The following is a 25739-nucleotide window of genomic DNA, read 5'->3' as shown; positions in this document are numbered from 1 at the left end:
GCAATGGATGTTAAAAAGAAACTTTTTAAAGTAACGTTATTTCAAAAAAAATATAATTTAGCAATATTATTAACAGAAAAATATGCTAATTCCCAAAATAACATTAAAGTTATTAGTGTTGTTGGTACAAATGGGAAAGGATCAGTTTCAAACTACTTACAGAAGCAATTAATGTTAAATTATCACCGCGTTGTTATTTTTACTTCCCCCGCTTTTTTAAGTCATAATGAGCGGATTAAAATTAATAACAAGGTTATTAGTGATAAGGATTTAAAACGAATTATAAAAGAAATTAAACCCGAAATTAAGAAATATCAATTAACCTTTTTTGAAATTTGGGTTTTAATTTGCATTAAGTATTTTTTAGAGCAAAAAATTGAGATTGCCGTTATTGAAGCGGGAATTGGTGGGACCTTAGATGCGACTAATGTTTTTAATAACAAACTGGCTGTTTTATTAACCTCAATTGGTTATGATCATACCGAAGTATTAGGGAATAATTTGGAAAGTATTATTCAAAATAAAGTTGGGATTGTGAAAAATAATTGCAACCTTTTTATTAGTGCAAGTTGTAAAAAAAGTAGACTGCACCCAAAAAAGTAAGTAAAGAAAAAAAGTCTTTACTTACTTTTTTGGGTGCAGTCTAATATAACGTGCTTTCCGTCAGTCCTTATTAAAAATATAGTTATCAATATATTCAAAAATATTTTTAAATAGTATTCAAGCTTCAGAACTAATTTCATTTTTTAAATAGGATAATAGTGCTGTAATAGGGATATTGGGGCTAATTTCATTAATTAAATCAATAAAAGAGTTATTATTTTCGTTTAAAAACTCTTGGATTCTAGTTATAATATTCATAGGATAGTTTTCTTTCTAATTTTTTTCAAACTTAATTATACTGAAAACTTTCTTTTTTATTTTCCCCAACTTTGGCAACGCAATCCCCAAATATATTTACAATTCAGGTTTTTAAAAATACGGTATGATTGATATATGAGGGGAAAGTGATTAGAAAATGTTTGGATTAACACAAGTAACAGATTTAGTTTATTTTGTTTTTATTATCATTGTTTCTTTATTTCTTATAGGTTGATTAATTTTTGACTTTGTTTTATTAAGTTTTAAAAGGAAAAAAACAACATTAAAGCCACGGATATTATTACGAAAAATGTTAGATGACAATGATTTACAAGATATTAATATTGGTGAACGAAAACATATTGTTAAAGCACAAAATTTTTCGAAAATAAGTAATGCGGTAATTATTAGCCGTACTGATGATAAAGAACAAAGTATTGTTAATCTTTATGATATGATTTTTCATTTTTATTATGTTTATAATCAAAAAACAAAACATTCGAAATGTTTCTTTTGATTAAAATTTTTATCATGGTTTTTAGTGTTTACATTATTTTTATTTATTGTTACAACAATTTTAGTTATTGTAGTTCAGTTTGTAAAAGATAATGTTGATATTAATGCCCTTAATATTAGTATTCAAGTTATTTCTATTATGGGTATTATTTGTTTAATTTTAGGTTGGTTTTGTTGAACAAATTTAGTAGAAAATTATCGACAAGATTTAATAGCGTTAGCATGTGATTATTTACCACCAGAAGTTATTAAAACTTTTAAAAGTTACACTAGTTTTAAAGCTTTTTTTCCTTTTTCGGAAAATGTAATTTGTTTTTCTTAAAAGGGGACTTTAATTTTGTAGAAAACTCTTGATATTTTAATAAAACCTTGATTTTATTGGGTTTTTTATAAAATGTAATTTTTACAAATTTCTATATTTTATAAGGTTTTTTGACTTTATCAAGAGTTTTCTCCAAAATTAAAGAAAGGGGATTGTATTTTTTCCCTAAATTGGGTATATTTAAAAGGTAAATGTATTAACAATAGACTGCACCCCGTTTAGTAAGTATTAATAAAAAGGTTTACAAACTTTCATTTATTATATATTTTTCTTTTTGGTTTGAATATCATTTATTTCATTTTTTAACATCATTAATATATTCATTATGAGATTTATAATTTTTATTATGGATTGTTCCTTTTTTAAGTAATGAATGAAAACTTTCAATAATAATGTTGTCTGCACAATGATAATTTTTACCCATTGAAATTATAATTTTGTTATCTAAACATTTACTATTATAATCTTTAGATGTATATTGATATCCGTGATATGAATGAATAGACTGCACCCTGTTTAGTAAGTATTAATAAAAAGGTTTACAAACTTTCATTTATTATATCTTTTTCTTTTTGGTTTGAATATCATTTATTTCATTTTTTAACATCATTAATATATTCATTATGAGATTTATAATTTTTATTATGGATTGTTCCTTTTTTAAGTAATGAATGAAAACTTTCAATAATAATGTTGTCTGCACAATGATAATTTTTACCCATTGAAATTATAATTTTGTTATCTAAACATTTACTATTATAATCTTTAGATGTATATTGATATCCGTGATCTGAATGAATTATTGTTTTATTTAGCTCTTTTTTTATTTTTTTAATTTTATTAATTGCAGCATTTAAATTATCAATTACAAGTTTGTTATTATTAAATTTTGATCATTTTACATCAATAATTTCTTTAGTATATCCATCAATTATTGTTGATTGATAATGTTTTTTACCATTTCAAATTAAATAAGTTACATCAGTAAATAAAATTGAAAATCTTTCTTTAATATCATTAAAATTACGATTTACTAAATCAGGATATTTAATGATATTTTTATTTCTATTTTGTTTTATTAATATTTTTCTACGCATACGCTTTACATATTCAGCTTGAATATTATTTTCTTTCATAATTCGTAATACTTTCTTAGCATTATAAACAATGCCATAATCTTCTTTTAAATATTTGGTAATTCGACGATAACCAAATTGTTTTAAATTTTCTTCATAGACTTTTACAATATTTTTTAATGATTCGCTATCCTTACCATTACTTGAATAATTTTTATATTTATCTCAATAACTACGCTTTAAATTTGTTATATCAAGTAATAAATTTAGTGGATATTTATTAAGGTTTTCTTTGATAAAAAATACAATTTTTCTTTTATTTAATTGTAAAAGTCATGAAGCTTTTTTAGTAATTCATACCTAACTTTGTAATAGTTTAAATCTCTTTTTTCAAATGATTCTTTTGGACCTTTATTGGTGTTTAAAATTCCTTTCTTAAAATTTTCATACCATGAAGCAACAGTTTTTTTATTAATTGCATATTTTTTTGCAATAAAACTTATACTATTATTTTTAACCTCTTGTCCTATCATTTTTCGAAAATCTGCTGTATATTTATTAAATTTTTGTTCTTTTCTTGCCATATAAAAATGCACCTCCTTTAAAAGTTTAGCAAAGACTTTTTTTCTTTACTTACTTTTTTGGGTGCAGTCTACTATTATCCTATTTAAACAATGAAATTAGTTCTGAAGCTTGAATACTATTTAAAAATATTTTTGAATATATTGATAACTATATTTTTAATAAGGACTGACGGAAAGCACGTTATATTCCAAAAGGATTTTATCAACGAACTTTGGTTTTTCGTAATGGTTAAGTTACTTTTAAACGACGAAAATATATCTTAAAACCAGAATTTCAAGTGGCAAAAAAACCAAAAACGGTCTTTTTACTTGATATTCAATTAGGGATTGAAAGTTATCAGCGACTTGATTATGATTTTTCGTTAGAAATAATCAGCAAATTAGGCATAAATTTTAGTTATCAAGATATTTGTAATATGTATCGGAATGCTAACATAACAAAAAAAACAATTTTTAACCTTATTAAACGGTTTGATATTAAACATTTGTTAGAACTAATGCTAGATGAACCAGATACAAAACTAAAACATGATGGGGTTATTTATATTGAAACCGATGAAGCATATCGCAATGCCATTAGTTATCAAATCAAAAAACGATTAAAAATTAAGAAAAGAATCCGTTTAACCGTCTTTCATACTGGTTATAAAGATCCTAAAACAATACGAAAAACAATGCATAATGTCAAATTTCTAGTAACAATGACTAATGAAGTTAAAAAAAATAACTCTAAAAAATACTGACAAGGAATTAAAGAATTTATTAACTTAAATTATGAATCACCCGAGACAGCTAAAATTATTGTGCTTGGTGATGGTACACAATATATTTCAACGGTTGAAAAACACATCAATGTTGAATTTATCATTGATCGTTTCCATGTTATTAAAAAAATTAAAAATTGTCTCCGTGGTCCACGATATTATAAACGTTATTTATTTAATAAAATTAGAAAATCAATTCTAAAATTAAACTGAAACAAGGTTACAAAATACCTTGAATGAGCTTATCAGCTTGTTAAAACCGAAGAAGCGAAAGGAAAGTTACAAGAAATATCTAATTATTTAAGAACATACTATGGAGCAATTCAAAAATGAGAATATCAAGAAAATATTGGTTGTCGCATTGAAAGTTATATTGCTCGAATTATTAAAGTAATGTTTCGTTCAAAACCAAAAATATTTAATGAAAAAACGATTTACAAAGTAATGTTATTAAAAGCTAATGGGATTAATCCCTTTCAAGAACTAACAGAAATTAAAAATCTTCAAGTAAAAAATGAACAAATTACTTGAAGATGAATATTTAAAAAGATGAATAATCCAGAAGTTAAACAATATAACTTACCAATATTCACCGCTTCTACATTATCAAATACTAAAACTCTTTTAAAGAAAATAGTTTCTAATTATTATTAGAACTTAATGCTGAAAAATTTTACCCAACATTTTACACGCTACCAATCAGGTATCACAAGAAGTCTATTATATATTATCAAATATATTGTTATAATGTTAACGCAATTAAAAATTATGAGGGATATCGATGATTAAATTAATTACAACAGCGTTGCCAGAATTAGCAATTACACCAGATCAAACAAAACAATTACAAATATATTATCAATATTTGATAGCACAAAACCAAGTGATGAATTTAACAACAATCACTAATGAAGAAGAGGTTTATCTTAAGCATTTTCTTGATTCGTTATTGTTATTGAAAGAATTTACTTTTTCTAAAGTGATGAAAGTTAGCGATGTTGGCAGTGGTGCTGGGTTTCCGGGGCTAGTTTTAAAAATTTTTTGTCCAACAATTAAATTAACAATTATTGAAGCGTTAGAGAAACGATGTTTATTTTTACAACGATTAGTGGCGAAATTACAATTAACAGATGTTGAAATTGTTCATGCGCGAGCTGAAGAATATAGCCGTGATCATTCCGAGACATTTGATGTTGTTGTCTCGCGTGCTATTGCGAATTTGGGGATGTTATTAGAATTGGTTGTACGGATGGTTAAAGTAAACGGAATGATGATTTGTTATAAAGGACCACATGTTAAGGAAGAATTACAAGCCGTGCAAAAAACATTGCCAGCCTTAAATTTAACATTAACAAAAATTCAAGAGGAAAAGATTAACCAACTTGGGGAACGAAATATTTGTTATTTCACTAAGACAGCCGCAACGCCAGCAACCTATCCACGACGCTTTAATCAAATAAAAAAATTTCCAATTGAATAAAGTGTTATATAATAATAATGTATAAATTTATTAGATGCAACGGAACAGAAAGGACAATTATGGGAAAAATTATTGCAATCACTAACCAAAAAGGGGGTGTTGGTAAAACAACAACTTCAATTAATTTAGCAGCCGGCTTGGCTCGTACTGGACGGAAAATTTTATTAGTGGATATTGATCCCCAGGGAAATGCAACAACAGGAACCGGAGCTAATAAGGAAGAAATTCATGAGAGTATGTATGATGTCTTAGTTGGTCAAATTTCATTAAAAAATATTATTATTCCTAATATTATGACTAATGTTGATTTAGCACCAGCGACAATTTCATTAGCCGGGGCTGATATTTACTTAATGGAAAGAACAGAAGATAACCAAAGCATTTTATTAGATCGTATTAAACCGGTTCGTGATAAATATGATTTTATTTTAACTGATTGTCCGCCTTCGTTAGGTTTAATTAATCGAAATGCATTAGCTTGTGCTGATTCTGTTTTAATTCCAATTCAAGCAGAGTATTATGCTTTAGAAGGGCTAGCCCAGTTATTAACAACAATTCATTTTGTGCAAAAAATGTTTAATGAAAGTTTAGCAATTGAGGGAATTGTATTAACAATGTTTGATTCACGGACAAAGTTATCTTTTGAAGTAATGACCGAGGTTAAAAAATATTTTAATGAAAAAGTTTATAGGACACATATTCCAAGAAATGTTAAAATTAGTGAATCACCGTCCCATGGTTTAAGTATTTTTGAATATGATAAGGGTGGCGCAGGCGCAGTTGCTTATGAAGAATTAGCGAGAGAGGTGTTGGCAAATAATGGCAAGTAACAGTAAAAATCGATTAAGTTCAAAAGGGTTAGATAAAATCTTTGGTGAAGGAATTAATGAAGTAATTAAGGGAATTGAAAGTAACGAAGAATTAAAAGCAACCGCAAATGAAATTACTTTAGCGGAAATTTTTCCTAATCCCCATCAACCCCGAAAAAATTTTAATGAAGAAGAGTTGGCAGAATTAGCAAAATCAATTAAAGAGTATGGTTTAATCCAACCAATTATTGTTAAAAAAACTAATAATGGTTATTATCTTGTCGCGGGAGAACGTCGTAGTCGTGCGGCAAAAATAGCAGGATTAACAACAATTCAAGCAATTGTGGTTGATTTTAATGACCAACAAATGAAAGAAGTTGCTTTAATTGAAAATATTCAACGGGTTGATTTAAATTCAATTGAAGAGGCTAATGCTTATAAAGAATTAATTGAATTGCTAGGTTTAACGCAAAAAGAGTTAGCCCAACGAATTGGGAAATCACGTAGTCATGTCACAAATACGATGCGATTATTAAATTTACCAACCGAAATTCAAACTTTATTATTGGAAAAAAAAGTAACAATGGGACAAGTCAAACCATTAATTAGTTTAAATGTTAATCGCAGTGAACTAACAAGAATTATTAATAAAATTATTAGTTTAAATTTAAATGCCCGCCAGGTGGAAGATTTAGTTAAAGAATATAATCTAAAAGTGTCAAAACCTTCGTTAGAAAATAATGAAAAAGAGAGTTCAAAACGAGCTGTTAATGAGTTTTTGGAAAATAAAGTAATGCGTAAATTAGGAACAAAAGTCGTAGTTGATACGAATAAAATTCTGATTAAGTACTCAGGAATTAAAGATTTAAACCGAATTTTGGAATTATTAGGTTTAATAGATGATTAATTAATAGTAAGGAAGAAAACGATGGCATTAAAAATGGGAATAGTTGGTTTACCAAATGTTGGTAAATCAACTTTATTTAACACAATTACAAATTCACAAGTTGAAGTTGCCAATTATCCGTTTGCAACAATTAATCCTAATGTTGGAACAGTGAAAGTACCTGACGAACGAATGTATACTTTAATTGCTTTATGTGAACCGCATAAAGCAATTCATAGTACTTTTGAATTTTACGATATTGCCGGCTTAATTGCTGGTGCCAGCAAGGGTGAAGGCCTAGGGAATTCTTTTTTACAAAATATTCGGGAAACAGATGCCATTTGTATGGTTATTCGTTGTTTTGATAATAAAGATATTACCCATGTTGAAGGAACAATTGATCCAATTCGCGATATTGAAATAATTAATTTAGAATTAATTATTTCTGATCAAGAACAGATTAAAAAACGAATTGATAATGTTGTCAAGAAAGCCCAAAGTTTCAAACAAAAAGAAGATGTTTTTGAATACGAATTATTGGTAAAGTTAGCAGCAGCCTTAGCTGAAAATAAATTATTAAAAGATGTAACATTATCGGATGATGAATTAAAAGCAGTCAAGAATTTTAATTTATTAACAATTAAGCCATTTATTTATGTTGCGAATGTTGCTGAAGATGATCTTAATAAACTCGATAATTTGTATGTTAAAACAGTGAAAGAATATGCTAGTCAACAACAAATTGAGGTTGTTGTTATTTGCGCTAAAATTGAAGAGGAGTTGTCAGCCTTAGAACCATCCGATCGCGAGTTACTAATGGATGATTATGGCATTAAAGAAGCTGGCTTAAGCCAGCTAATCAAAAAATCGTATGCTTTATTAGGGTTACAAACATTTTTTACAGCTGGTAATCAAGAAGTACGGGCGTGAACTTTTAAAAAAGGCGCAACCGCGCCAATGTGTGCCGGGATTATTCACTCGGATTTTGAACGGGGGTTTATTCGTGCAGAAGTTTATTCATATGCTGATTTAGTGAAATACGGCAGTGAAAAAGCAGTCAAAGAAAATGGCCGCTTACGAAGTGAAGGAAAAACCTATGTCATGCAAGATGGCGATGTTTGTTTTTTTAAATTTAATGTTTAGGGAGAAAAATAATGCGAGTTGGTAATAGTTATGATTTACATAATTTAACAGCGGGAACTGGTTTTTATTTGGGGGAAATTTTTATTACCTGTCAATACCAAGTGGAAGCTATTTCAGATGGTGATATTTTGTTGCATACAATTAGTGAAGCAATTATTGGTGCCTTAGGATTAGGCGATCTAGGGGAATGGTTTGATGAAACAAACCAAAAGCTTGCTTCGTCAGTAATTTTAGAAAAAGCCTTAGCCTTAATGACAGCCCAAAATTATCAAATTGGCAATATTGATGCAACAATAATTGTTGATCAACCCCGTTTACAAGATAATAAAAAAGCAATTAAAGTTAATTTACAGAAATTGTTGAAAATTGATCAGGCCAAAATTAATTTAAAAGCAACAACAACGGAACAAAATTTTCCGAATATTATTCAAAGTTATACAACATTATTACTTTTGCCCCAGAGTAATGAAACAAAAAGGTAGAATGAGGGATTAAAATGAGTCAAAAAGTTAGGTTACGTTATGCCCCAAGTCCAACGGGATTTTTACATATTGGTAATACGAGAACAGCATTATTTAATTATTTATTTGCGAAGCATTATCAAGGTGTTTTTGTTGTGCGAATTGAAGATACCGATTTTGAACGGAATGTGGAAGGAGCGATTGCTTCACAATTAGATAATTTACTATGATTAGGAATTGAACCAGATGAAACAATTGATAAACCAGGAGCTTATGGTCCATATCGCCAGTTAGAACGGTTAGAACTTTATCAAAAATATGCACAAGAGTTATTAACAGTGAAAAAAACATATTATTGTTTTTGCACGCTCGAAGAACTTGAAAATGATCGGGAAGCGCAATTAGCAAAAGGATATCTTTCACCACGCTACAATCGGAAATGTTGACAATTAACACCAACCGTGATTGCAGAGAAATTAGCACAGAAAATACCATATGATTTACGCTTTTTTGTTCCTGATGAAGCAACCTATGATTTTAATGATTTAGTACGGGGGCCTGTTCATTTTGAAGGAAAAGATTTGGGGGACTGGGTCATTTTAAAATCAAATGGGGTTCCAACTTATAACTTTGCTGTTGTGATTGATGATATGTTAATGGAAATTAGTCATGTTGTGCGGGGAGAAGAACATATTTCAAATACGCCAAAACAATTAATGATTTATGAATCATTTAAGACTCAACCACCTGTTTTTGCCCACTTAACTTTAATTGTTAACGAACAACATAAGAAGTTATCAAAACGTGATGGTAATTTAATGCAATTTATTAGTCAATATCGGACATTGGGATATTTACCCGCGGCAATCTTTAATTTTATTAGTTTATTAGGTTGATCGCCAACCGGGACAACCGAAATTTTCAGTCACGATGAATTAATTAAAATTTTTGATGAAACCCGTTTTAGTAAATCACCAAGTATGTTTGATGTTAAGAAATTAGCTTGAATAAATAATTATTATTTGAAACAAATGAGTGATGAAGAATATTTAGCTTTTGTCCGACCATTTTTAGCAGCGGAATATGACTTAACAAAAAAAACAGCTGCCTGAATAAATATGTTATTATTAATCTATAGAAAAGAGTTGCAATATGGTGCCGAAATTGTGGCTTTAGCAAAACCATTTTTTGAACAAACAACCAAGTTATCATCAGCGACGCAAGCAATGTTAACCGAGTTAAGTGGTTATGAAGCAATGATAGCAACTTTTAAAACAGGTTTGACGGAGCTTGCTGATTGAACAGAAACGAATATTAAAGAACTAATTACAAAAATGGGCGATCAATATGCTATGAAAGGAAAGAATTTATTTATGCCAATTCGAATTTTTACTTCTCATCAAGAACATGGACCAGAACTAGCGAAGGTTATTTATTTATTAGGGAAAGAACAAGTAATTAGTAATATTATTAAATTACAATAATACAACAATGAAACTACCACTAACAATTCGGGATAGTGTTCATGGCGATATTGAAATAAATGAAGAAATTACGGTGAAATTAATTAATACTCCCGAATTTCAACGATTACGACGCGTTAGCCAATTGGCCGGAGGACAATTTGTTTTTCCAAGTGCTTCTCATACGCGTTTTTCACATTGTATTGGTGTTTATCATCTTGTTAGTCAAATGTTGGAAACGGCAAGTTTTCAAGAAATGTATAGTAAGCATGAACAATTGTTAGTTAAATTGGCGGGCTTATTGCATGATGTTGGTCATGGTCCTTTTTCTCATACCTTTGAAATAATTAATAAAGTAACAAAACAACATATTAGTCATGAAAATTATTCATCCTTATTAATTAAAAGTCCAACAACCAAGCTTAATCAAATTTTAGCGGCTGAATTTAGTCCAGAGGAAATTGATGAATTATGTATGATTATTGAAGGAAAACATCCTGATGGTGTTTTATCATCCTTAGTTTCTTCCCAATTAGATGCTGATCGGATGGATTACTTATTACGAGATGGGCAAACAAGTGGTGTTTACTATAGTCATGTTGATACACAATGAATTATTCGTCACTTGTTTATTAAGGATAAGAAAATTGTTTTTCCATTAAAAGTCCAATATGCCATTGAATCATTTTTAATTGGTCGTTATCACATGTATAAACAAATTTATTTACATCCATTAGGAATTGGGTTTGATCTAACTTTTGAAATGATGTTTAAACGGTTATATGATTTGTACCACAGTAAACATCATTTTAAAAACAAAGCAATTATCACTTTGTTAACACCGCTTTTGCAAGGTAAGATGATGAGCCCTGAGCAATATTGTTTGTTAGATGATTATACTTTATTTACTTATTTAAAAATGTTAGAGAGTGAAAATGATGCGATTTTATTTACTTTAATTAAAATGTTAACCAACCGGACATTTTTCCGAAAAATAAACCCTGAGAAAAAAAAAATAGAAGAAATTAAAAATAAAAATAATTTGATAAAAAAATATAAAAACCATTATAATTACTTTATGGTTGAATATAACCTAAAACCAGTTAAATTATATGATAGTGATAAAAAACCAATTTATATTGATACACCTGCAGGAATCAAATGCATTATGGATGTTTCGGAAGTCTTAGCATTTAAAAATAATAGCAATAAAGCAGCAACAACAATTTGATTTTCAATTGGGGAAAAATATGAAAATGATTAATAGGAAAGATTTAAATTAATGAACGATAGTGTAGAGTTATTATAATTAGTGTATTCATATTTAAAGAAGAAAAAAAGAAGTGATACTTTTGAAAATATCTGAAATGATATTGCATCAAAAAGTGATGTAACAGTGCATGGTGCAAGTAAGGAAGATGTTATTACCGAATTATATACTGATTTAGTTTTAGATAATCGATTTGTTTTCTTTAATTTTGTTTTAATTTTGTATAAAACTCTTGATAAAATAAAAAAAATCATCAATATGACAATTTGAAAACGAATTTGATGGAATATTATTATTGTTCTTTAACTTTTTTAGATGTTAAAATATAATACCGTTGCTTGTTGGTTTGGTGTTAAACCTTTGGATAGGTTACAATAAGTTGGACCATATTTATGTGGACTAGACTGCACCCTGTTTAGTAAGTATTAATAAAAAGGTTTACAAACTTTCATTTATTATATATTTTTCTTTTTGGTTTGAATATCATTTATTTCATTTTTTAACATCATTAATATATTCATTATGAGATTTATAATTTTTATTATGGATTGTTCCTTTTTTAAGTAATGAATGAAAACTTTCAATAATAATGTTGTCTGCACAATGATAATTTTTACCCATTGAAATTATAATTTTGTTATCTAAACATTTACTATTATAATCTTTAGATGTATATTGATATCCGTGATCTGAATGAATTATTGTTTTATTTAGCTCTTTTTTTATTTTTTTAATTTTATTAATTGCAGCATTTAAATTATCAATTACAAGTTTGTTATTATTAAATTTTGATCATTTTACATCAATAATTTCTTTAGTATATCCATCAATTATTGTTGATTGATAATGTTTTTTACCATTTCAAATTAAATAAGTTACATCAGTAAATAAAATTGAAAATCTTTCTTTAATATCATTAAAATTACGATTTACTAAATCAGGATATTTAATGATATTTTTATTTCTATTTTGTTTTATTAATATTTTTCTACGCATACGCTTTACATATTCAGCTTGAATATTATTTTCTTTCATAATTCGTAATACTTTCTTAGCATTATAAACAATGCCATAATCTTCTTTTAAATATTTGGTAATTCGACGATAACCAAATTGTTTCAAATTTTCTTCATAGACTTTTACAATATTCTTTAATGGTTCACTATCCTTACCATTACTTGAATAATTTTTATATTTATCTCAATAACTACGCTTTAAATCTGTTATATCAAGTAATAAATTTAGTGGATATTTATTAATGTTTTCTTTGATAAAAAATACAATTTTTATCTTATTTAATTGTAAAAGTCATGAAGCTTTTTTAATAATTCATACCTAACTTTGTAATAGTTTAAATCTCTTTTTTCAAATGATTCTTTTGGACCTTTATTGGTGTTTAAAATCCCTTTCTTAAAATTTTAATACCATGAAGCAACAGTTTTTTTATTAATTGCATATTTTTTTGCAATAAAACTTATACTATTATTTTTAACCTCTTGTCCTATCCTTTTTCGAAAATCTGCTGTATATTTATTAAATTTTTGTCCTTTTCTTGCCATATAAAAATGCACCTCCTTTAAAACTTTAGCAAAGACTTTTTTTCTTTACTTACTTTTTGGGGTGCCGTCTAGACTTTCACATAAATATGGTCCAACTTATTGTAACCTATCCAGTATTTTTTCGGTAGCGTGTAAAATGTTGGGGAAAAGTTTTCAGCATTAAGTTCTAATAATAATTATAAACTATTTTCTTTAAAAGAGTTTTAGTATTTGATGTCCTTATCTTGTGATAATTTCGTAATAGTTATCTAGCAAAAATTTCGCAACCATTTTTAATTTTAAATGGTTGCGAAATTTTTGCTAGATAACTATTACGAAATTATCACAAGATAAGGACACTTTTAAAGAAAAATAGTTGCATTTATTTTAAATGATGTTATTATCATACTAACAAGAGACAGAATTTGCTGCTTGAATTTACATAATACAAATGAGAGGGATATTATGAGTCAAAACAAGAAATTTTTTTATGTTACAACCCCAATTTATTACCCAAGTGCTCAGTTACATATTGGTCATGCTTATACTACTAGTTTAGCTGATATTCTTAATCGTTATAAGAAGATGGATGGTTATGAAACTTTCTTTTTAACCGGAAGTGATGAACATGGGGAAAAAATTGAAAAGAAGGCAAAAGAAGCCGGGATTACACCGTATCAATTTACAACAATGATTGTTGATAATTTTAAATTATTGTGAAATAAATTAGGGATTGAATATTCGAAATTTATTCGAACTACGGATAAAAGCCATGAACTTAGTGTGCAAAAGATTTTTAGTAAATTATATAATAATGGGGATATTTATTTAGGAACATATGAAGGATTGTATTGTGTTGGTTGTGAAGAGTTTTTAACTGAAGCACAAATAGATAAAGCAACGAACCAATGTTTGGTTTGCGGTAATAAACCACAAAAGGTGAAAGAAGAAACTTATTTCTTTAAAGTATCAAAATATAGCCAATTTTTAATTAACTACTATAATAATCATCCGGGTTTTATTGAACCAGAAGCAAGGAAAAATGAAATGTTAAATAATTTTATTTTACCCGGTTTAACAGATTTATCGGTAACGAGAACAACTTTTTTATGAGGAATTAAAACATTAGAAAATGATAAACATATTATTTATGTTTGAATTGATGCTCTATCAAATTATTTAACAGCATTAGGCTATTTGTCAAAAGATAATACTTTGTTTAATAAGTTTTGAAATAATCCAAATGTTGAAATTTTACAGTTATTGGGAAAAGAAATTGCTCGTTTTCATACTATTTATTGACCAAGTATGTTAGAAAGTTTAGGATTACGGCAACCAAATAAGCTTTTGTCACATGGTTGAATTTTATTTAAGGATACTAAAATGAGTAAATCAATTGGGAATGTTGTTGATCCCTTATATTTAATTGATAAATATGGCCGTGATACCTTACGTTTTTACTTAGGATATGAAATTCCAACGGAAAATGATGGGAAATTTTCTTATGAAATGTTTTTAGAATCATATAATGCTCATTTAGTTAATAATATTGGGAATTTAGTATCACGAGTAAGTAATATGATTAGTAAATATTTTGATGGTAAATTAATGAAACAAAAAAAAATAGCCAATGATTTAATTAAAAGTTGTGCATTAGCAGTTCAAAATTATCAACAAGCAATGAATGCTTATCAGATATCAAAAGCATTAGATATTGTTTTAGAATTGTGTAATAAGGCTAACAAATATATTGAAGAAAACAAACCATGAGAATTAGAAAAAAACCAAAAAATTAATCAGTTACATGAAACTTTAGCAAGTTTAGCTTATACTATTATTGTTAGTGCTTTTTTATTACAACCAGTCTTAATTGATAATGCCCAAAAAATTGCCGATTATTTTAATATTAATTTAGCAAATTTAACATTTGTCACAATTTTAGAGCAAGAAATCATATATAATAAAAAGATAGAGAAAAAAGAAAATTTATTTAGTCGTGTAAGTGTTGAACAAGAATTAAAATAAATTGAAACAGAATTAAATCAATAAAATTTATAAAAGGAGGGAGTTTAATGAAAAAATACGATATAATTGTCATTGGTGCTGGTCACGCTGGTGTTGAAGCAAGTTTAGCAGCCGCGAGAATGCAGAAAAAAACATTATTAATTACTTTACATAAAGATAAAATTGCATTAATGCCATGTAATCCCTCAATTGGAGGACCAGCGAAAGGGATTGTAGTACGAGAAATTGATGCAATTGGTGGGGAAATGGCAAAAGCCGCTGATGCAACAGCACTCCAAATGAAATTATTAAATTCTTCGCGGGGACCAGCAGTGTGAGCATTACGAGCTCAATCAGATAAAATTAAATATGCAAAATATATGCAAACAGTAATTGAAAAACAAGATAATTTAGATTTATATGAAGGAGCAGTGCAAGAGTTATTAGTTGATAATAATAATTGTTATGGTGTAATTTTAAAAGATCAAACGCAATTTTTAGCAAAAAAAGTTATTTTAACAACGGGAACATATATGCAATCATTGGTGTTACAAGGGATGACAAAAAAAGTGGAAGGACCAGATGGTGATGTTACAACAGATGGTTTATCAACTCAGTTAAAACATTTAGGGTTTGAATTATTTCGTTTAAAAACAGGAACCCCCGCACGAGTTCTTAATACTTCAATTGACTATACAAAAGCACAAGAAGAGCCGGGAAGTGATTTACCGTTAGCCTTTTCTTATTCAACAAAAACCTTTACGTCATTGCAAGAACAAGAATTATGTTGATTAATTCATTCAACGCCACAGACACATAGTATTGTACAAGAAAATCTAACATCATCTGCAATGTATTCTGGTAATGTGCAAGGAACAGGGCCACGTTATTGTCCAAGTTTTGAAGATAAAATTGTTCGTTTTGCTGATAAACCACGTCATCAAATTTTTTTAGAACCAGAATCAAAAAGTTTAAACACAATTTATGTTCAAGGCTTTTCAACTTCAATGTCAATTGATGTTCAAGAAAAAATGCTGCGTTCATTACCAGGATTTGAAAATGTTGAGGTTTTAAAATGAGCTTATGCAATTGAATATGATGCCATTGTGCCAACCCAATTAAAACATACCTTAGAAACAAAAAACATTAATAATTTATATACCGCGGGACAAATTAATGGAACTAGTGGTTATGAAGAAGCGGCTTGTCAAGGTCTAATGGCGGGAATTAATGCTGTTTTAAGTATTGACCACAAAGAACCATTTATTTTACGCCGTGATCAAGCATATATTGGGGTTCTAATTGATGATTTAATTACAAAAGGAACACAAGAACCATATCGTTTGTTAACTTCTCGTGCAGAATATCGCTTATTGTTACGAAATGATAATGCTGAAGAACGTTTAAAAAAATATGCAAATCAATTTGGCTTAATTGACCAAGAAAGTTGAGAAGAATATCAAGTTAATGTACAAAACTATAATGTGGTCATTCAATTATTAAAAGAAACTTTTTTTATGGCGAAGTCACCCTTAATTCAAAAATTAAATGAATTAAGTGTTGCAAATATTACTGAACGAATTTCTGCTTATAATTTATTAAAACGACCAAATATTGAGTTAAAATATTTAGAGAAGGAGTTATCACCTTTAAATAATTTAAAATCATTTTTAAAACAAAATTTATTAATTAATATTCGCTTTAAGGGATATATTAAAAAAGAACAAGAAATTGCTTTAAAAACAATTAAGTTGGAAAAAAAATTAATCCCATTTAATTTAAATTATGATTTAGTCGATAACTTATCTCTTGAAGCCCGCGAAAAATTTAAACAAATTCGACCAATTTCAATTGGCCAAGCAAATCGGATTTCAGGGATTAATCCAGCTGATATTCAAATGCTGTTATTTCATTTAAAAAAGATGGAATTTGATGCAAATAGATAAGAGGGTGAAGGATGAAATTATATAATACTTTGACACGTAATTTTACTAATTATGGTCAAACAAAGAAAGTTAATATTTATGGTTGTGGGCCAACAGTTTATAATTATATTCATATTGGGAATGCCCGCGCAATTATTACCGTTGATTTGTTAGTTAGTTTTTTACAATTCCAACAAATTGAGGTTAATTATATTCAAAATTATACCGATATTGATAACAAAATTATCAACAAAGCAACAGCAGAGGAGAAAACAGAACAACAAATTGCCGAATTTTATATTAAGGCTTTTGAAGAAGATGTTTTTAACTTAAATGTTAGAACACCAACAAAACGCGTCCGGGTAACAGAACATATTAAAGATATTATTACTTTTGTCCAAAAATTAGTTAAAATTGATGCTACCTATGAAGTTAATGGCAGTGTCTATTTTAATATTACCAATTATCAAACAGAATATGGGAAATTAGCAAATAAAAAATTAGCCGAATTAGCTGTTAATGCTCGGATTGACCATGATGCTAACAAACATAGTCAATATGATTTTGCGTTATGAAAACAAACAACAGAAGGTATTTCATTTCCCTTTTATGATCAAAAGAGTAAATTATATCAAGGCCGCCCTGGCTGACATACCGAATGTGTTGTTTTGATTGATAAATTTTTTCATAAAGAAACAATTGATATTCATGCCGGTGGAATTGATTTAGTTTTTCCCCATCATGAAAATGAACGAATTCAATTTCTAGCTAAAAATAAATCCGAGATTGCAAAAATTTGAATGCATAATGGGCATTTAAATGTTGCGGATGAAAAAATGAGTAAATCATTAAACAATACTATTTTAGTTCGTAATTTTATTAAATTATATGGGGCAAATACATTGCGTTATTTGTTATATACAACGAATTATACCCAGCCATTAAATGTCACAGAAAGCTTAATTAGTAGTGCCCAAGGTGAAACAGGCAAGATTTTTAAAGTATTAAAAGCGATGAATTTATATTTGGCTGAATATGATTTAAATTATAATTTAATAAAACATGGCGAAAATATTAAAAAAGTTCTGGCAGAATTAGGAAACAACTTAAATAGTCCTAATGTTTTAACAATTATTAGTAAAATGATTAAAATTATTAATGGCCAGTTACGCGATAAAAAACTTGATTTACAACTTGCCAGTGACTTTTATAATATTATTTTTAATATTATAAATTTTAATTTTAATTTACCAGTGATTAGTGGTGAAATTCGCCGATACTTATTAGAATGAATTAAATCAAAAAATAATAAAGATTTTGTTAAAGCCGATGAACTACGTAAAATTCTCTTAAAAAAAGATATTTTATAGAACAATGAAACAAAAAGAATGCACAGTTTCAGATAACTGAGAATTTTAATTAAAAAATGCTTTCATTTCATATTGAAGTGGTGGCATTTCTAAATTTAAAATTTTTCTTTTTTCATTATAATGAATTATATAATTATCTACAATATTTTTTACTTCTAAAATATTTTTACAGTGTGATAATTCTGAGTTATCGGTTTTAAGAATTGAAAATCAATTTTCAATCGGTGAATTATCTAAACAATTACCTCTTCTTGACATACTTATATTTATACCGTGTTTTTTTAATAATTTTTCATAAGCTTTTTAAGTGAAATGAATACCTTGATCAGAATTAATAGTTAATTCACCTTTGATTATTTTTCTTTTAATAATTGCTTCTTTGATACAATTATTTACTCAATTTACTGTTGGAGTTGTTGTTAAAGAATAATTTACTATTAAATTACTAAATAAATCCTTGATTGCAAATAAATATACTCATTCTGCGATTGTTTAGACTGCACCCAAAAAAGTAAGTAAAGAAAAAAAGTCTTTGCTAAAATTTTAAAGGAGGTGCATTTTTATATGGCAAGAAAAGGACAAAAATTTAATAAATATACAGCAGATTTTCGAAAAAGGATAGGACAAGAGGTTAAAAATAATAGTATAAGTTTTATTGCAAAAAAATATGCAATTAATAAAAAAACTGTTGCTTCATGGTATGAAAATTTTAAGAAAGGAATTTTAAACACCAATAAAGGTCCAAAAGAATCATTTGAAAAAAGAGATTTAAACTATTACAAAGTTAGGTATGAATTACTAAAAAAGCTTCATGACTTTTACAATTAAATAAAAGAAAAATTGTATTTTTTATCAAAGAAAACATTAATAAATATCCACTAAATTTATTACTTGATGTAACAAATTTAAAGCGTAGTTATTGAGATAAATATAAAAATTATTAAAGTAATGGTAAGGATAGCGAATCATTAAAGAATATTGTAAAAGTATATGAAGAAAATTTGAAACAATTTGGTTATCGTCGAATTACCAAATATTTAAAAGAAGATTATGGCATTGTTTATAATGCTAAGAAAGTATTACGAATTATGAAAGAAAATAATATTCAAGCTGAATATGTAAAGCGTATGCGTAGAAAAATATTAATAAAACAAAATAGAAATAAAAATATCATTAAATATCCTGATTTAGTAAATCGTAATTTTAATGATATTAAAGAAAGATTTTCAATTTTATTTACTGATGTAACTTATTTAATTTGAAATGGTAAAAAACATTATCAATCAACAATAATTGATGGATATACTAAAGAAATTATTGATGTAAAATGATCAAAATTTAATAATAACAAACTTGTAATTGATAATTTAAATGCTGCAATTAATAAAATTAAAAAAATAAAAAAAGATCTAAATAAAACAATAATTCATTCAGATCACGGATATCAATATACATCTAAAGATTATAATAGTAAATGTTTAGATAACAAAATTATAATTTCAATGGGTAAAAATTATCATTGTGCAGACAACATTATTATTGAAAGTTTTCATTCATTACTTAAAAAAGGAACAATCCATAATAAAAATTATAAATCTCATAATGAATATATTAATGATGTTAAAAAATGAAATAAATGATATTCAAACCAAAAAGAAAAAGATATAATAAATGAAAGTTTGTAAACCTTTTTATTAATACTTACTAAACGGGGTGCAGTCTACTAAATACACCAAATTAAAATATCGTAATCATAAGTCAATGGTTAATAACGACGAAATTAGCAACGTTTTAAACCGTGAATTTAATAATAAACAACCAAATGAAGTTGTTGTTAGTGATTTAACATATGTTCAAGTTGGTGCTAAATGACATTATATTTGTTTATTAATTGACTTGTTTAATCGTGAAATAATTGGCTATAGTGCCGGGACAAACAAAACAGCCCAACTAGGACAAAAAGCCTTTTATTCAATTACAAGACCATTAAATCAAATTACGTTATTTCATACTGACCGGGGTAATGAATTTAAAAATAAAATCATTGATAATATCTTAAATACTTTTAACATCAAACGATCATTAAGCAATAAAGGCTGTCCATACGATAATGCTGTGGCTGAAACAACTTACAAAAGTTTTAAAACAGAATTTATCAAGGGGCAAAAATTTATAAATTTAACCCAATTAAAATACAAATTATTTGACTTTGTGGATTGATATAACAATATTCGAATTCATGGTCGTTTAAATTATTTAACACCTGTTGAATTTAGAAAACAACAGTCCATATAAAAAGTGTACTAAAAAGGGTTGCCAATCCAATACCCCTTATGAAACACAAAAAGATTATAAACAAAAGCGTAAAAAGTCTATTAAAAAAGCGCCTGAATTTAAAGAAAAACAGAAAGAATGATTAAATTTACGATTTAATATTATTCATGATTCACCAACACAAATTATTTATCGATATTTTATAAAATTTGGTGCTAAATTTCCTGCTTGTGTTAAAACTTTTTATAAATGAATTTATTTAAAATTATTAGGTTTAAATAAACAAAATTTACGGCATCACGGTAAAAAATACAAAAGAAAAGGAAAATCTGATAATCGTGGAAAATTAATTAATTTGCTGAATTATACTTGTAAGTGCAAGTAAATAAAATTGCAAAAAATCTCATATAAAAATTTTATGATGCTAAGTTTATTTTAGAAAAAATAAAGCAAGGAGTTTTTATATGGGATATAAACATCTTGGCATAGATGAAAGAATTTATATTGAGAATCAATTGAAGTTTAAAATAAAAATTAGTGAAATAGCTAAAAATCTTAATCGAAGTATTAGTACTATTATTCGAGAAGTTAATAGAAATAAAGATAATAATCATTATTTTTCATTAATTGCACAAAATAAAGCAGAAAATAGAAAACAATCACATATTTATTTTCATAAGTTTAAAAATAGAGAATTAGTAAAATATGTACAACAAAAATTATTATTAGGTTGATCACCATAACAAATTTATGGCAGAATTAAAAATTTTCATAAAGAATGAATTATTAGTTTTAAAACAATTTACAATTGAATTTATTCTGGATTACTTGAAAAAGTTACTAATAAAAATTTAAGAAGAAAAGGTAAGAAACGAAAATATCAAGAAAATCGGGGTAAATTTAATGGTAAATCAATTAAAGAACGAAATGCTAATGTTAATAATCGCGTAACTCTTGGTCATTGAGAAGGTGATACCGTAGTATCATCACGAGGTAAAAGTAAATCATGTTTAATAACTTTAGTTGAAAGAACATCAAGATTTACTTTAGCAATATTAGTTGAAAATAGAACTACTAAAGTTATTAACGAAAATATTAGCCATTATTTATCAATTCTTCCAAATAATCTTGTTAAGACTATAACATTTGATCGTGGTAAAGAATTTGCTAATTGACAACAACTTGAAAAAAATTTAAATGTGAAAATTTATTTTGCTAATGCATATTCACCCTGACAAAGAGGTACTAATGAAAATACTAATGGTTTAATTAGAGAAAAATTTCCTAAAAAATTTAATTTTTCAAATACTACTAAAAATGCAGTTCATAAATTTATATTGTCTTTAAACCAAAGACCAAGAAAAATACTAAATTATCTTTCGCCAATCGAATATTTGGTTAGAAAAATAATTTAGTTGCACTTAACTTTACAATTTGGCATTTTAAATCAATTTGAGATATTGAAAATAAAATTTCTAATGTTGGTTGATTTGAAATGGATACTGTAGTTGGTAAAGATCATCAATCTAGTAATTTAGTTTTAGTTGAACAATCAAGTAAAAATTACTTTGTAATCAAATTAAAAAATAATACTGCTAATGAAGTTGTAGCAAAATTTAAAGATATTGTTATAAACAATAATTTAATAGGTAAAATTAAAGAAATAATAACTGATAGAGGAAAAGAATTTAGTAAATGGAGAGAAATGGAAATATTTGCTGAAACACAAGTTTATTTTTGTGATCCGGGTTCACCACAACAAAAACCACTAATTGAATATATGAACTCTGAACTTAGACATTGGTTTCCCAAAGGAACTGATTTTAATAATGTTACGAAACAAGAAATAGATTGGGTAGTTAACATTATAAATGATAAACTTCGACCCCGTTTAAAATGAGTAAATGCAAAAGCAATGTTTTTACAAAATATTAAGTAAATTTTTATTAATTAAATTTAATAAATTATTTTTTAGTGTGTCAAAATATGTTCAAAACAATAACAATTTAAAAATATTTTATAACAAATTTTGCTTGTGGTAAAACCGATGATTTTCGTTTATTTAAAGAATCAAAAATACCGCTTTTAAAAGATACCAAAGTAATAGTTGATACAGGTTATCAAGGCTTGCAAAAAATGCATCGGAATGTTTTGATTCCGCATAAAAAAACAAAGCAAAAAACTTTAAACAACGAACAAAAACAGTATAATAAACTAATTTCACAAATGAGAATCGTTATTGAAAATGTTTTTGCTATCCTTAAAAAATTTAAAATTATTACTGAAAAATATCGCAATCGTAGAAAAAGCTTTGCTTTATGAATTAATATGCAATGATTATCATAGTATCGCAAGAAGTATATTAAAGTGTCCCAAATATATTTACAATTCAGGAAATAAAAAAATGTATCAATTTTTTAATTTTGTAGAAAATTCTTGATAAAGTAAAAAACCATTATAAAATATAGAGATTTGTAAGAAATAAATTTTATAAAAAACCCAATAAAATCAGTATTTTATTAAAATATCAAGAGTTTTCGACAAAATTAAAATATAAATTTGATACATTTTAAAACTTAGTTTGTGCCAAAAACATTTTTGAAAACTTCATCATATGTTCCAACTGGAATAATATTTAAAGTTTCTTGCACTTCTTTTGGAATATCTTCAATATCCTTGATATTCTTATGCGGAATTAAAATTGTTTTTAAACCACTACGGTTCGCGGAAATTGATTTTTCCCGTAACCCTCCAATTGGTAAGACTTGTCCTCGTAAGGTAATTTCTCCTGTCATCCCAATATCTTTCGAAACTGGGCGATTACTTAACGCACTAATAATTGCGGTTGTTAAAGTAATTCCCGCTGATGGTCCATCTTTTGGTACTGCTCCTTCAGGAACATGGATATGAATATCATGGGTTTCAAAGAATTTTGGATCAATGTTAAACTTACCAGAATTTGCTTTAACATAGTCTAAAGCAATTGAGGCTGATTCTTTCATTACATCTCCTAATTTCCCGGTTAAGACTAATGAACCTTTTCCTAAGAAACTATTAACTTCAATTGGCAAGATATCGCCCCCAAATTGGGTATATGCTAATCCTGTTACAACCCCAATTTGTGATTCTTTTTCTTTTTCAGTATGTTCAAAACGACGTTTACCTAATAGTTCATTAACTATGTTTGGTTGCACAACTAAGTTTACCATTTCTTTATTTAAAAATTTAACAATAAATTTCCGCGCAATAGCATTTAGGTCCCGTTCTAATTGACGAACTCCTGCTTCACGAGTATAATATTTAATTACTTCATTAATTGTCTCATCAGTAATTGTTAATTGACCATAGCCTAAACCATTATTACTTAATACTTTTGGTACTAAATAATCTTTGGCAATATGAAATTTTTCCAATTCTGTATATGATGATAATTGAATAATTTCCATTCGATCAATTAATGCTTCGGGAATATTATCATAATAGTTTGCTGTTGCAATAAACATAACATCACTTAAATCATATGTTTCTTCTAAGTAATGGTCAGAAAAGGATGAATTTTGTTCTGGGTCTAATACTTCTAACATCGCACTAGCTGGATCACCACGGTAATCTGATGCCATTTTATCAATTTCATCTAATAAGAACAATGGATTGATTGATCCAGCGCGCTTCATTGATTGAATAATGCGTCCTGGCATTGCCCCAATATATGTTTTACGATGACCACGAATTTCTGATTCATCTTTTATGCCTCCCAATGCCATCTTAACAAAATTACGTCCTGTTGCTTCGGCAATTGATTTTGCTAAACTTGTTTTCCCAACCCCTGGTGGCCCAAATAAACAGATAATTTGTCCTTTTAAAGATTTTGTCATTGTTTTAACCGCTAAGTATTCAATAATTCGTTCTTTAACTTTGTCTAAGCCAAAATGATATTTATCTAGCACTTCTTTCGCAAACTTTAAATCATTTTTTTCATCGGTTTTTTGTCATCATGGGATTTGCATCATTCAATCAATATAAGTTCGAATAATATTTGATTCACTTGATGCTTGTGGCAAGGCTTCATAACGAGTGATTTCTTGTTCAATTTTTTCTTTAATATTTTTGGGAAATGATTCTTTTGCTAAGTGTTCCTTATATATTTTCATTTCATCCGCTGCGCCATCAAATTCATCTAGTTCATCTTTAATTGCTTTTAATTTTTCCCGTAAGTAATATTCCCGTTGTTGTTCATCAACGCGTTCTTTAATCTTTTTACTAATTTTATTGTCAATATCATTCGCTTGTTGTTTATTAACTAAATGATCAAAAATTATTTGAAGTCTTTTTTCAACATCTAATTCTTCAATAATTTCTTGTTTTTTTGCCACTGGAATAAATGGTAAAAATTGGGCAATAGTATCAACAACTTCATTTCCATCAACTGAATCACCAATTTGATCTAATAAATCTTCTGGTAAAATATCTTGCAATTCCATCAATTCTTTAATATTAGCAGTTAATTTTTCAACAATTTTATCTTCTGATTGAACAAATGATTTTAAAATATCAATATCAGCCGCATAAAATTCACCTTCGCGTAATTCTAAAAGTTTTACCCGATCAACGGCTTTAAAGTTAACTGTTAAACTACCATCTTCCCATACTTTGCGAATTTTTAATTCTGTTAAAATACCAATTCGATAAATTTTCGATAATTTCGGATTATCTTCTAACGGTTTTTTCTGACTAACTAAAACAATATGATTATCAAAATCCTTACTAGCTGTATTTACTGCTAAAATTGATTTATCGCGTCCTACCTCTAATATTTGTTCAAAGCCTGGAAAAATATAACTACCCCGTGTTACTAAAACTGGTACATTTTTTAATTGTGTTATTTTTGAATCCATTTTCAAAACACCTCCTGTTTCTTTTCTTCACTTATATTGACAATATTTTATCGTATTTTCCGAAATATCGCAATATAAATTAAATTACAAAAAAATAG

26 protein-coding genes and 4 pseudogenes are annotated in these 25739 nt (G+C 27.3%); 21 read left to right on the top strand and 9 right to left on the bottom strand.

Annotated elements, in window-relative coordinates:
* Window positions 1-3: 3 nt before the first annotated feature.
* Entirely contained in the window at window positions 4-603 is a 600-nt protein-coding gene (locus ACQH23_RS04210) for a Mur ligase family protein (RefSeq protein ID WP_425379035.1), read from the top strand.
* Between the two features lie 21 nt (window positions 604-624).
* Here the strand turns inward: ACQH23_RS04210 and ACQH23_RS04205 are convergent, their stop codons facing one another.
* Complete coding sequence (locus ACQH23_RS04205; protein ID WP_425379034.1) at window positions 625-861, bottom strand: hypothetical protein; 237 nt, start codon at window positions 859-861, stop codon at window positions 625-627.
* Between the two features lie 157 nt (window positions 862-1018).
* On the opposite strand from ACQH23_RS04205, the gene ACQH23_RS04200 reads away from it, so the two are divergent.
* A complete protein-coding gene (locus ACQH23_RS04200) occupies window positions 1019-1699 on the top strand; it encodes a hypothetical protein (protein ID WP_425379033.1) in 681 nt (226 codons plus the stop codon).
* A gap of 241 nt (window positions 1700-1940) precedes the next feature.
* Here ACQH23_RS04200 and ACQH23_RS04195 read toward each other — a convergent pair whose 3' ends face one another.
* The 4 genes and pseudogenes from ACQH23_RS04195 to ACQH23_RS04180 form a co-directional block, all read right to left on the bottom strand.
* Complete coding sequence (locus tag ACQH23_RS04195) at window positions 1941-2210, bottom strand: hypothetical protein (RefSeq protein WP_425379032.1); 270 nt, start codon at window positions 2208-2210, stop codon at window positions 1941-1943.
* 28 nt (window positions 2211-2238) lie between these two features.
* The gene (locus ACQH23_RS04190; RefSeq protein ID WP_425378420.1) at window positions 2239-2835 is read right to left on the bottom strand and encodes a DDE-type integrase/transposase/recombinase; all 597 of its coding nucleotides are present in this window, start codon (window positions 2833-2835) and stop codon (window positions 2239-2241) included.
* A gap of 21 nt (window positions 2836-2856) precedes the next feature.
* Window positions 2857-2922: pseudogene (locus tag ACQH23_RS04185) on the bottom strand (hypothetical protein); the annotation flags it as partial.
* Window positions 2923-3095: 173 nt separating this feature from the next.
* Window positions 3096-3359, bottom strand: coding sequence for a hypothetical protein (locus tag ACQH23_RS04180; protein ID WP_425379031.1), 264 nt, complete (start codon window positions 3357-3359; stop codon window positions 3096-3098).
* 278 nt (window positions 3360-3637) lie between these two features.
* Between ACQH23_RS04180 and ACQH23_RS04175 the strand changes: the two genes are divergently transcribed.
* The 8 genes from ACQH23_RS04175 (at window position 3638) to ACQH23_RS04140 (ending at window position 11629) form a co-directional block, all read left to right on the top strand.
* The gene (locus ACQH23_RS04175) at window positions 3638-4777 is read left to right on the top strand and encodes an Mbov_0401 family ICE element transposase-like protein (RefSeq protein WP_425379030.1); all 1140 of its coding nucleotides are present in this window, start codon (window positions 3638-3640) and stop codon (window positions 4775-4777) included.
* A 127-nt stretch (window positions 4778-4904) separates the two neighbouring features.
* Window positions 4905-5603 (top strand): 16S rRNA (guanine(527)-N(7))-methyltransferase RsmG, encoded by a 699-nt coding sequence (gene rsmG / locus ACQH23_RS04170; protein ID WP_425379029.1) that lies wholly within the window; start codon window positions 4905-4907, stop codon window positions 5601-5603.
* Window positions 5604-5662: 59 nt separating this feature from the next.
* Complete coding sequence (locus ACQH23_RS04165; RefSeq protein ID WP_425379028.1) at window positions 5663-6433, top strand: ParA family protein; 771 nt, start codon at window positions 5663-5665, stop codon at window positions 6431-6433.
* Window positions 6423-7319, top strand: coding sequence for a ParB/RepB/Spo0J family partition protein (locus tag ACQH23_RS04160; protein ID WP_425379027.1), 897 nt, complete (start codon window positions 6423-6425; stop codon window positions 7317-7319). Before ACQH23_RS04165 ends, ACQH23_RS04160 begins: the two co-directional genes overlap by 11 nt.
* 21 nt (window positions 7320-7340) lie before the next feature.
* The gene (ychF, locus tag ACQH23_RS04155; RefSeq protein WP_425379026.1) at window positions 7341-8441 is read left to right on the top strand and encodes a redox-regulated ATPase YchF; all 1101 of its coding nucleotides are present in this window, start codon (window positions 7341-7343) and stop codon (window positions 8439-8441) included.
* Between the two features lie 11 nt (window positions 8442-8452).
* On the top strand, window positions 8453-8923 hold the full coding sequence (gene ispF / locus ACQH23_RS04150; RefSeq protein WP_425379025.1) for a 2-C-methyl-D-erythritol 2,4-cyclodiphosphate synthase: 471 nt from the start codon (window positions 8453-8455) through the stop codon (window positions 8921-8923).
* A 14-nt stretch (window positions 8924-8937) separates the two neighbouring features.
* Window positions 8938-10386 carry a glutamate--tRNA ligase gene (gene gltX / locus ACQH23_RS04145; protein WP_425379024.1) on the top strand — a complete coding sequence of 483 codons (1449 nt, stop codon included), beginning with the start codon at window positions 8938-8940 and terminating at the stop codon, window positions 10384-10386.
* A gap of 7 nt (window positions 10387-10393) precedes the next feature.
* Window positions 10394-11629, top strand: a complete 1236-nt coding sequence (locus ACQH23_RS04140; RefSeq protein WP_425379023.1) for an HD domain-containing protein — start codon at window positions 10394-10396, stop codon at window positions 11627-11629.
* A 444-nt stretch (window positions 11630-12073) separates the two neighbouring features.
* Here the strand turns inward: ACQH23_RS04140 and ACQH23_RS04135 are convergent, their stop codons facing one another.
* Entirely contained in the window at window positions 12074-12757 is a 684-nt protein-coding gene (locus ACQH23_RS04135) for an IS3 family transposase (protein WP_425379022.1), read from the bottom strand.
* A gap of 296 nt (window positions 12758-13053) precedes the next feature.
* Window positions 13054-13194, bottom strand: coding sequence for a hypothetical protein (locus tag ACQH23_RS04130; protein WP_425378075.1), 141 nt, complete (start codon window positions 13192-13194; stop codon window positions 13054-13056).
* A 444-nt stretch (window positions 13195-13638) separates the two neighbouring features.
* Here ACQH23_RS04130 and metG point away from each other — a divergent pair, with 444 nt between their 5' ends.
* The 3 genes from metG to cysS are packed head-to-tail and all read left to right on the top strand — an operon-like array spanning window position 13639 to window position 18472.
* Window positions 13639-15198, top strand: a complete 1560-nt coding sequence (gene metG / locus ACQH23_RS04125) for a methionine--tRNA ligase (RefSeq protein ID WP_425379021.1) — start codon at window positions 13639-13641, stop codon at window positions 15196-15198.
* A gap of 44 nt (window positions 15199-15242) precedes the next feature.
* Window positions 15243-17123, top strand: coding sequence for a tRNA uridine-5-carboxymethylaminomethyl(34) synthesis enzyme MnmG (gene mnmG, locus ACQH23_RS04120; protein ID WP_425379309.1), 1881 nt, complete (start codon window positions 15243-15245; stop codon window positions 17121-17123).
* A gap of 11 nt (window positions 17124-17134) precedes the next feature.
* Window positions 17135-18472 carry a cysteine--tRNA ligase gene (gene cysS / locus ACQH23_RS04115; RefSeq protein ID WP_425379020.1) on the top strand — a complete coding sequence of 446 codons (1338 nt, stop codon included), beginning with the start codon at window positions 17135-17137 and terminating at the stop codon, window positions 18470-18472.
* Window positions 18473-18517: 45 nt separating this feature from the next.
* Here cysS and ACQH23_RS04110 read toward each other — a convergent pair whose 3' ends face one another.
* Entirely contained in the window at window positions 18518-18730 is a 213-nt protein-coding gene (locus ACQH23_RS04110) for an IS3 family transposase (RefSeq protein ID WP_425379019.1), read from the bottom strand.
* 306 nt (window positions 18731-19036) lie between these two features.
* On the opposite strand from ACQH23_RS04110, the gene ACQH23_RS04105 reads away from it, so the two are divergent.
* The 8 genes and pseudogenes from ACQH23_RS04105 to ACQH23_RS04070 all read left to right on the top strand — a co-directional run bounded on the left by ACQH23_RS04105 (window position 19037) and on the right by ACQH23_RS04070 (window position 23092).
* Window positions 19037-19300, top strand: coding sequence for a hypothetical protein (locus ACQH23_RS04105; RefSeq protein WP_425377654.1), 264 nt, complete (start codon window positions 19037-19039; stop codon window positions 19298-19300).
* A gap of 173 nt (window positions 19301-19473) precedes the next feature.
* On the top strand, window positions 19474-20157 hold the full coding sequence (locus tag ACQH23_RS04100) for an IS3 family transposase (protein WP_425378011.1): 684 nt from the start codon (window positions 19474-19476) through the stop codon (window positions 20155-20157).
* Window positions 20158-20200: 43 nt separating this feature from the next.
* Window positions 20201-20767 (top strand): annotated as a pseudogene (locus tag ACQH23_RS04095) (IS3 family transposase); the annotation flags it as partial.
* Window positions 20768-20804: 37 nt separating this feature from the next.
* Window positions 20805-21095 (top strand): annotated as a pseudogene (locus ACQH23_RS04090) (IS30 family transposase); the annotation flags it as partial.
* Between the two features lie 115 nt (window positions 21096-21210).
* Window positions 21211-21489, top strand: a complete 279-nt coding sequence (locus tag ACQH23_RS04085; protein WP_425379018.1) for a helix-turn-helix domain-containing protein — start codon at window positions 21211-21213, stop codon at window positions 21487-21489.
* A gap of 3 nt (window positions 21490-21492) precedes the next feature.
* Entirely contained in the window at window positions 21493-22161 is a 669-nt protein-coding gene (locus ACQH23_RS04080) for an IS30 family transposase (RefSeq protein WP_425379308.1), read from the top strand.
* Between the two features lie 26 nt (window positions 22162-22187).
* Window positions 22188-22685 (top strand): annotated as a pseudogene (locus ACQH23_RS04075) (IS30 family transposase); the annotation flags it as partial.
* 80 nt (window positions 22686-22765) lie between these two features.
* A complete protein-coding gene (locus ACQH23_RS04070; RefSeq protein ID WP_425379307.1) occupies window positions 22766-23092 on the top strand; it encodes a transposase family protein in 327 nt (108 codons plus the stop codon).
* A 230-nt stretch (window positions 23093-23322) separates the two neighbouring features.
* Here ACQH23_RS04070 and lon read toward each other — a convergent pair whose 3' ends face one another.
* The gene (gene lon / locus ACQH23_RS04065) at window positions 23323-25641 is read right to left on the bottom strand and encodes an endopeptidase La (RefSeq protein ID WP_425379017.1); all 2319 of its coding nucleotides are present in this window, start codon (window positions 25639-25641) and stop codon (window positions 23323-23325) included.
* Between the last annotated feature and the right edge of the window lie 98 nt (window positions 25642-25739).

It is taken from the genome of Spiroplasma endosymbiont of Polydrusus pterygomalis, assembly GCF_964030635.1.
GTDB lineage: Bacteria > Bacillota_I > Bacilli_A > Mycoplasmatales > Mycoplasmataceae > Spiroplasma.
Note: the sequence above shows the minus strand (reverse complement) of the source record. Positions and strands in the feature narration are given on the sequence as shown.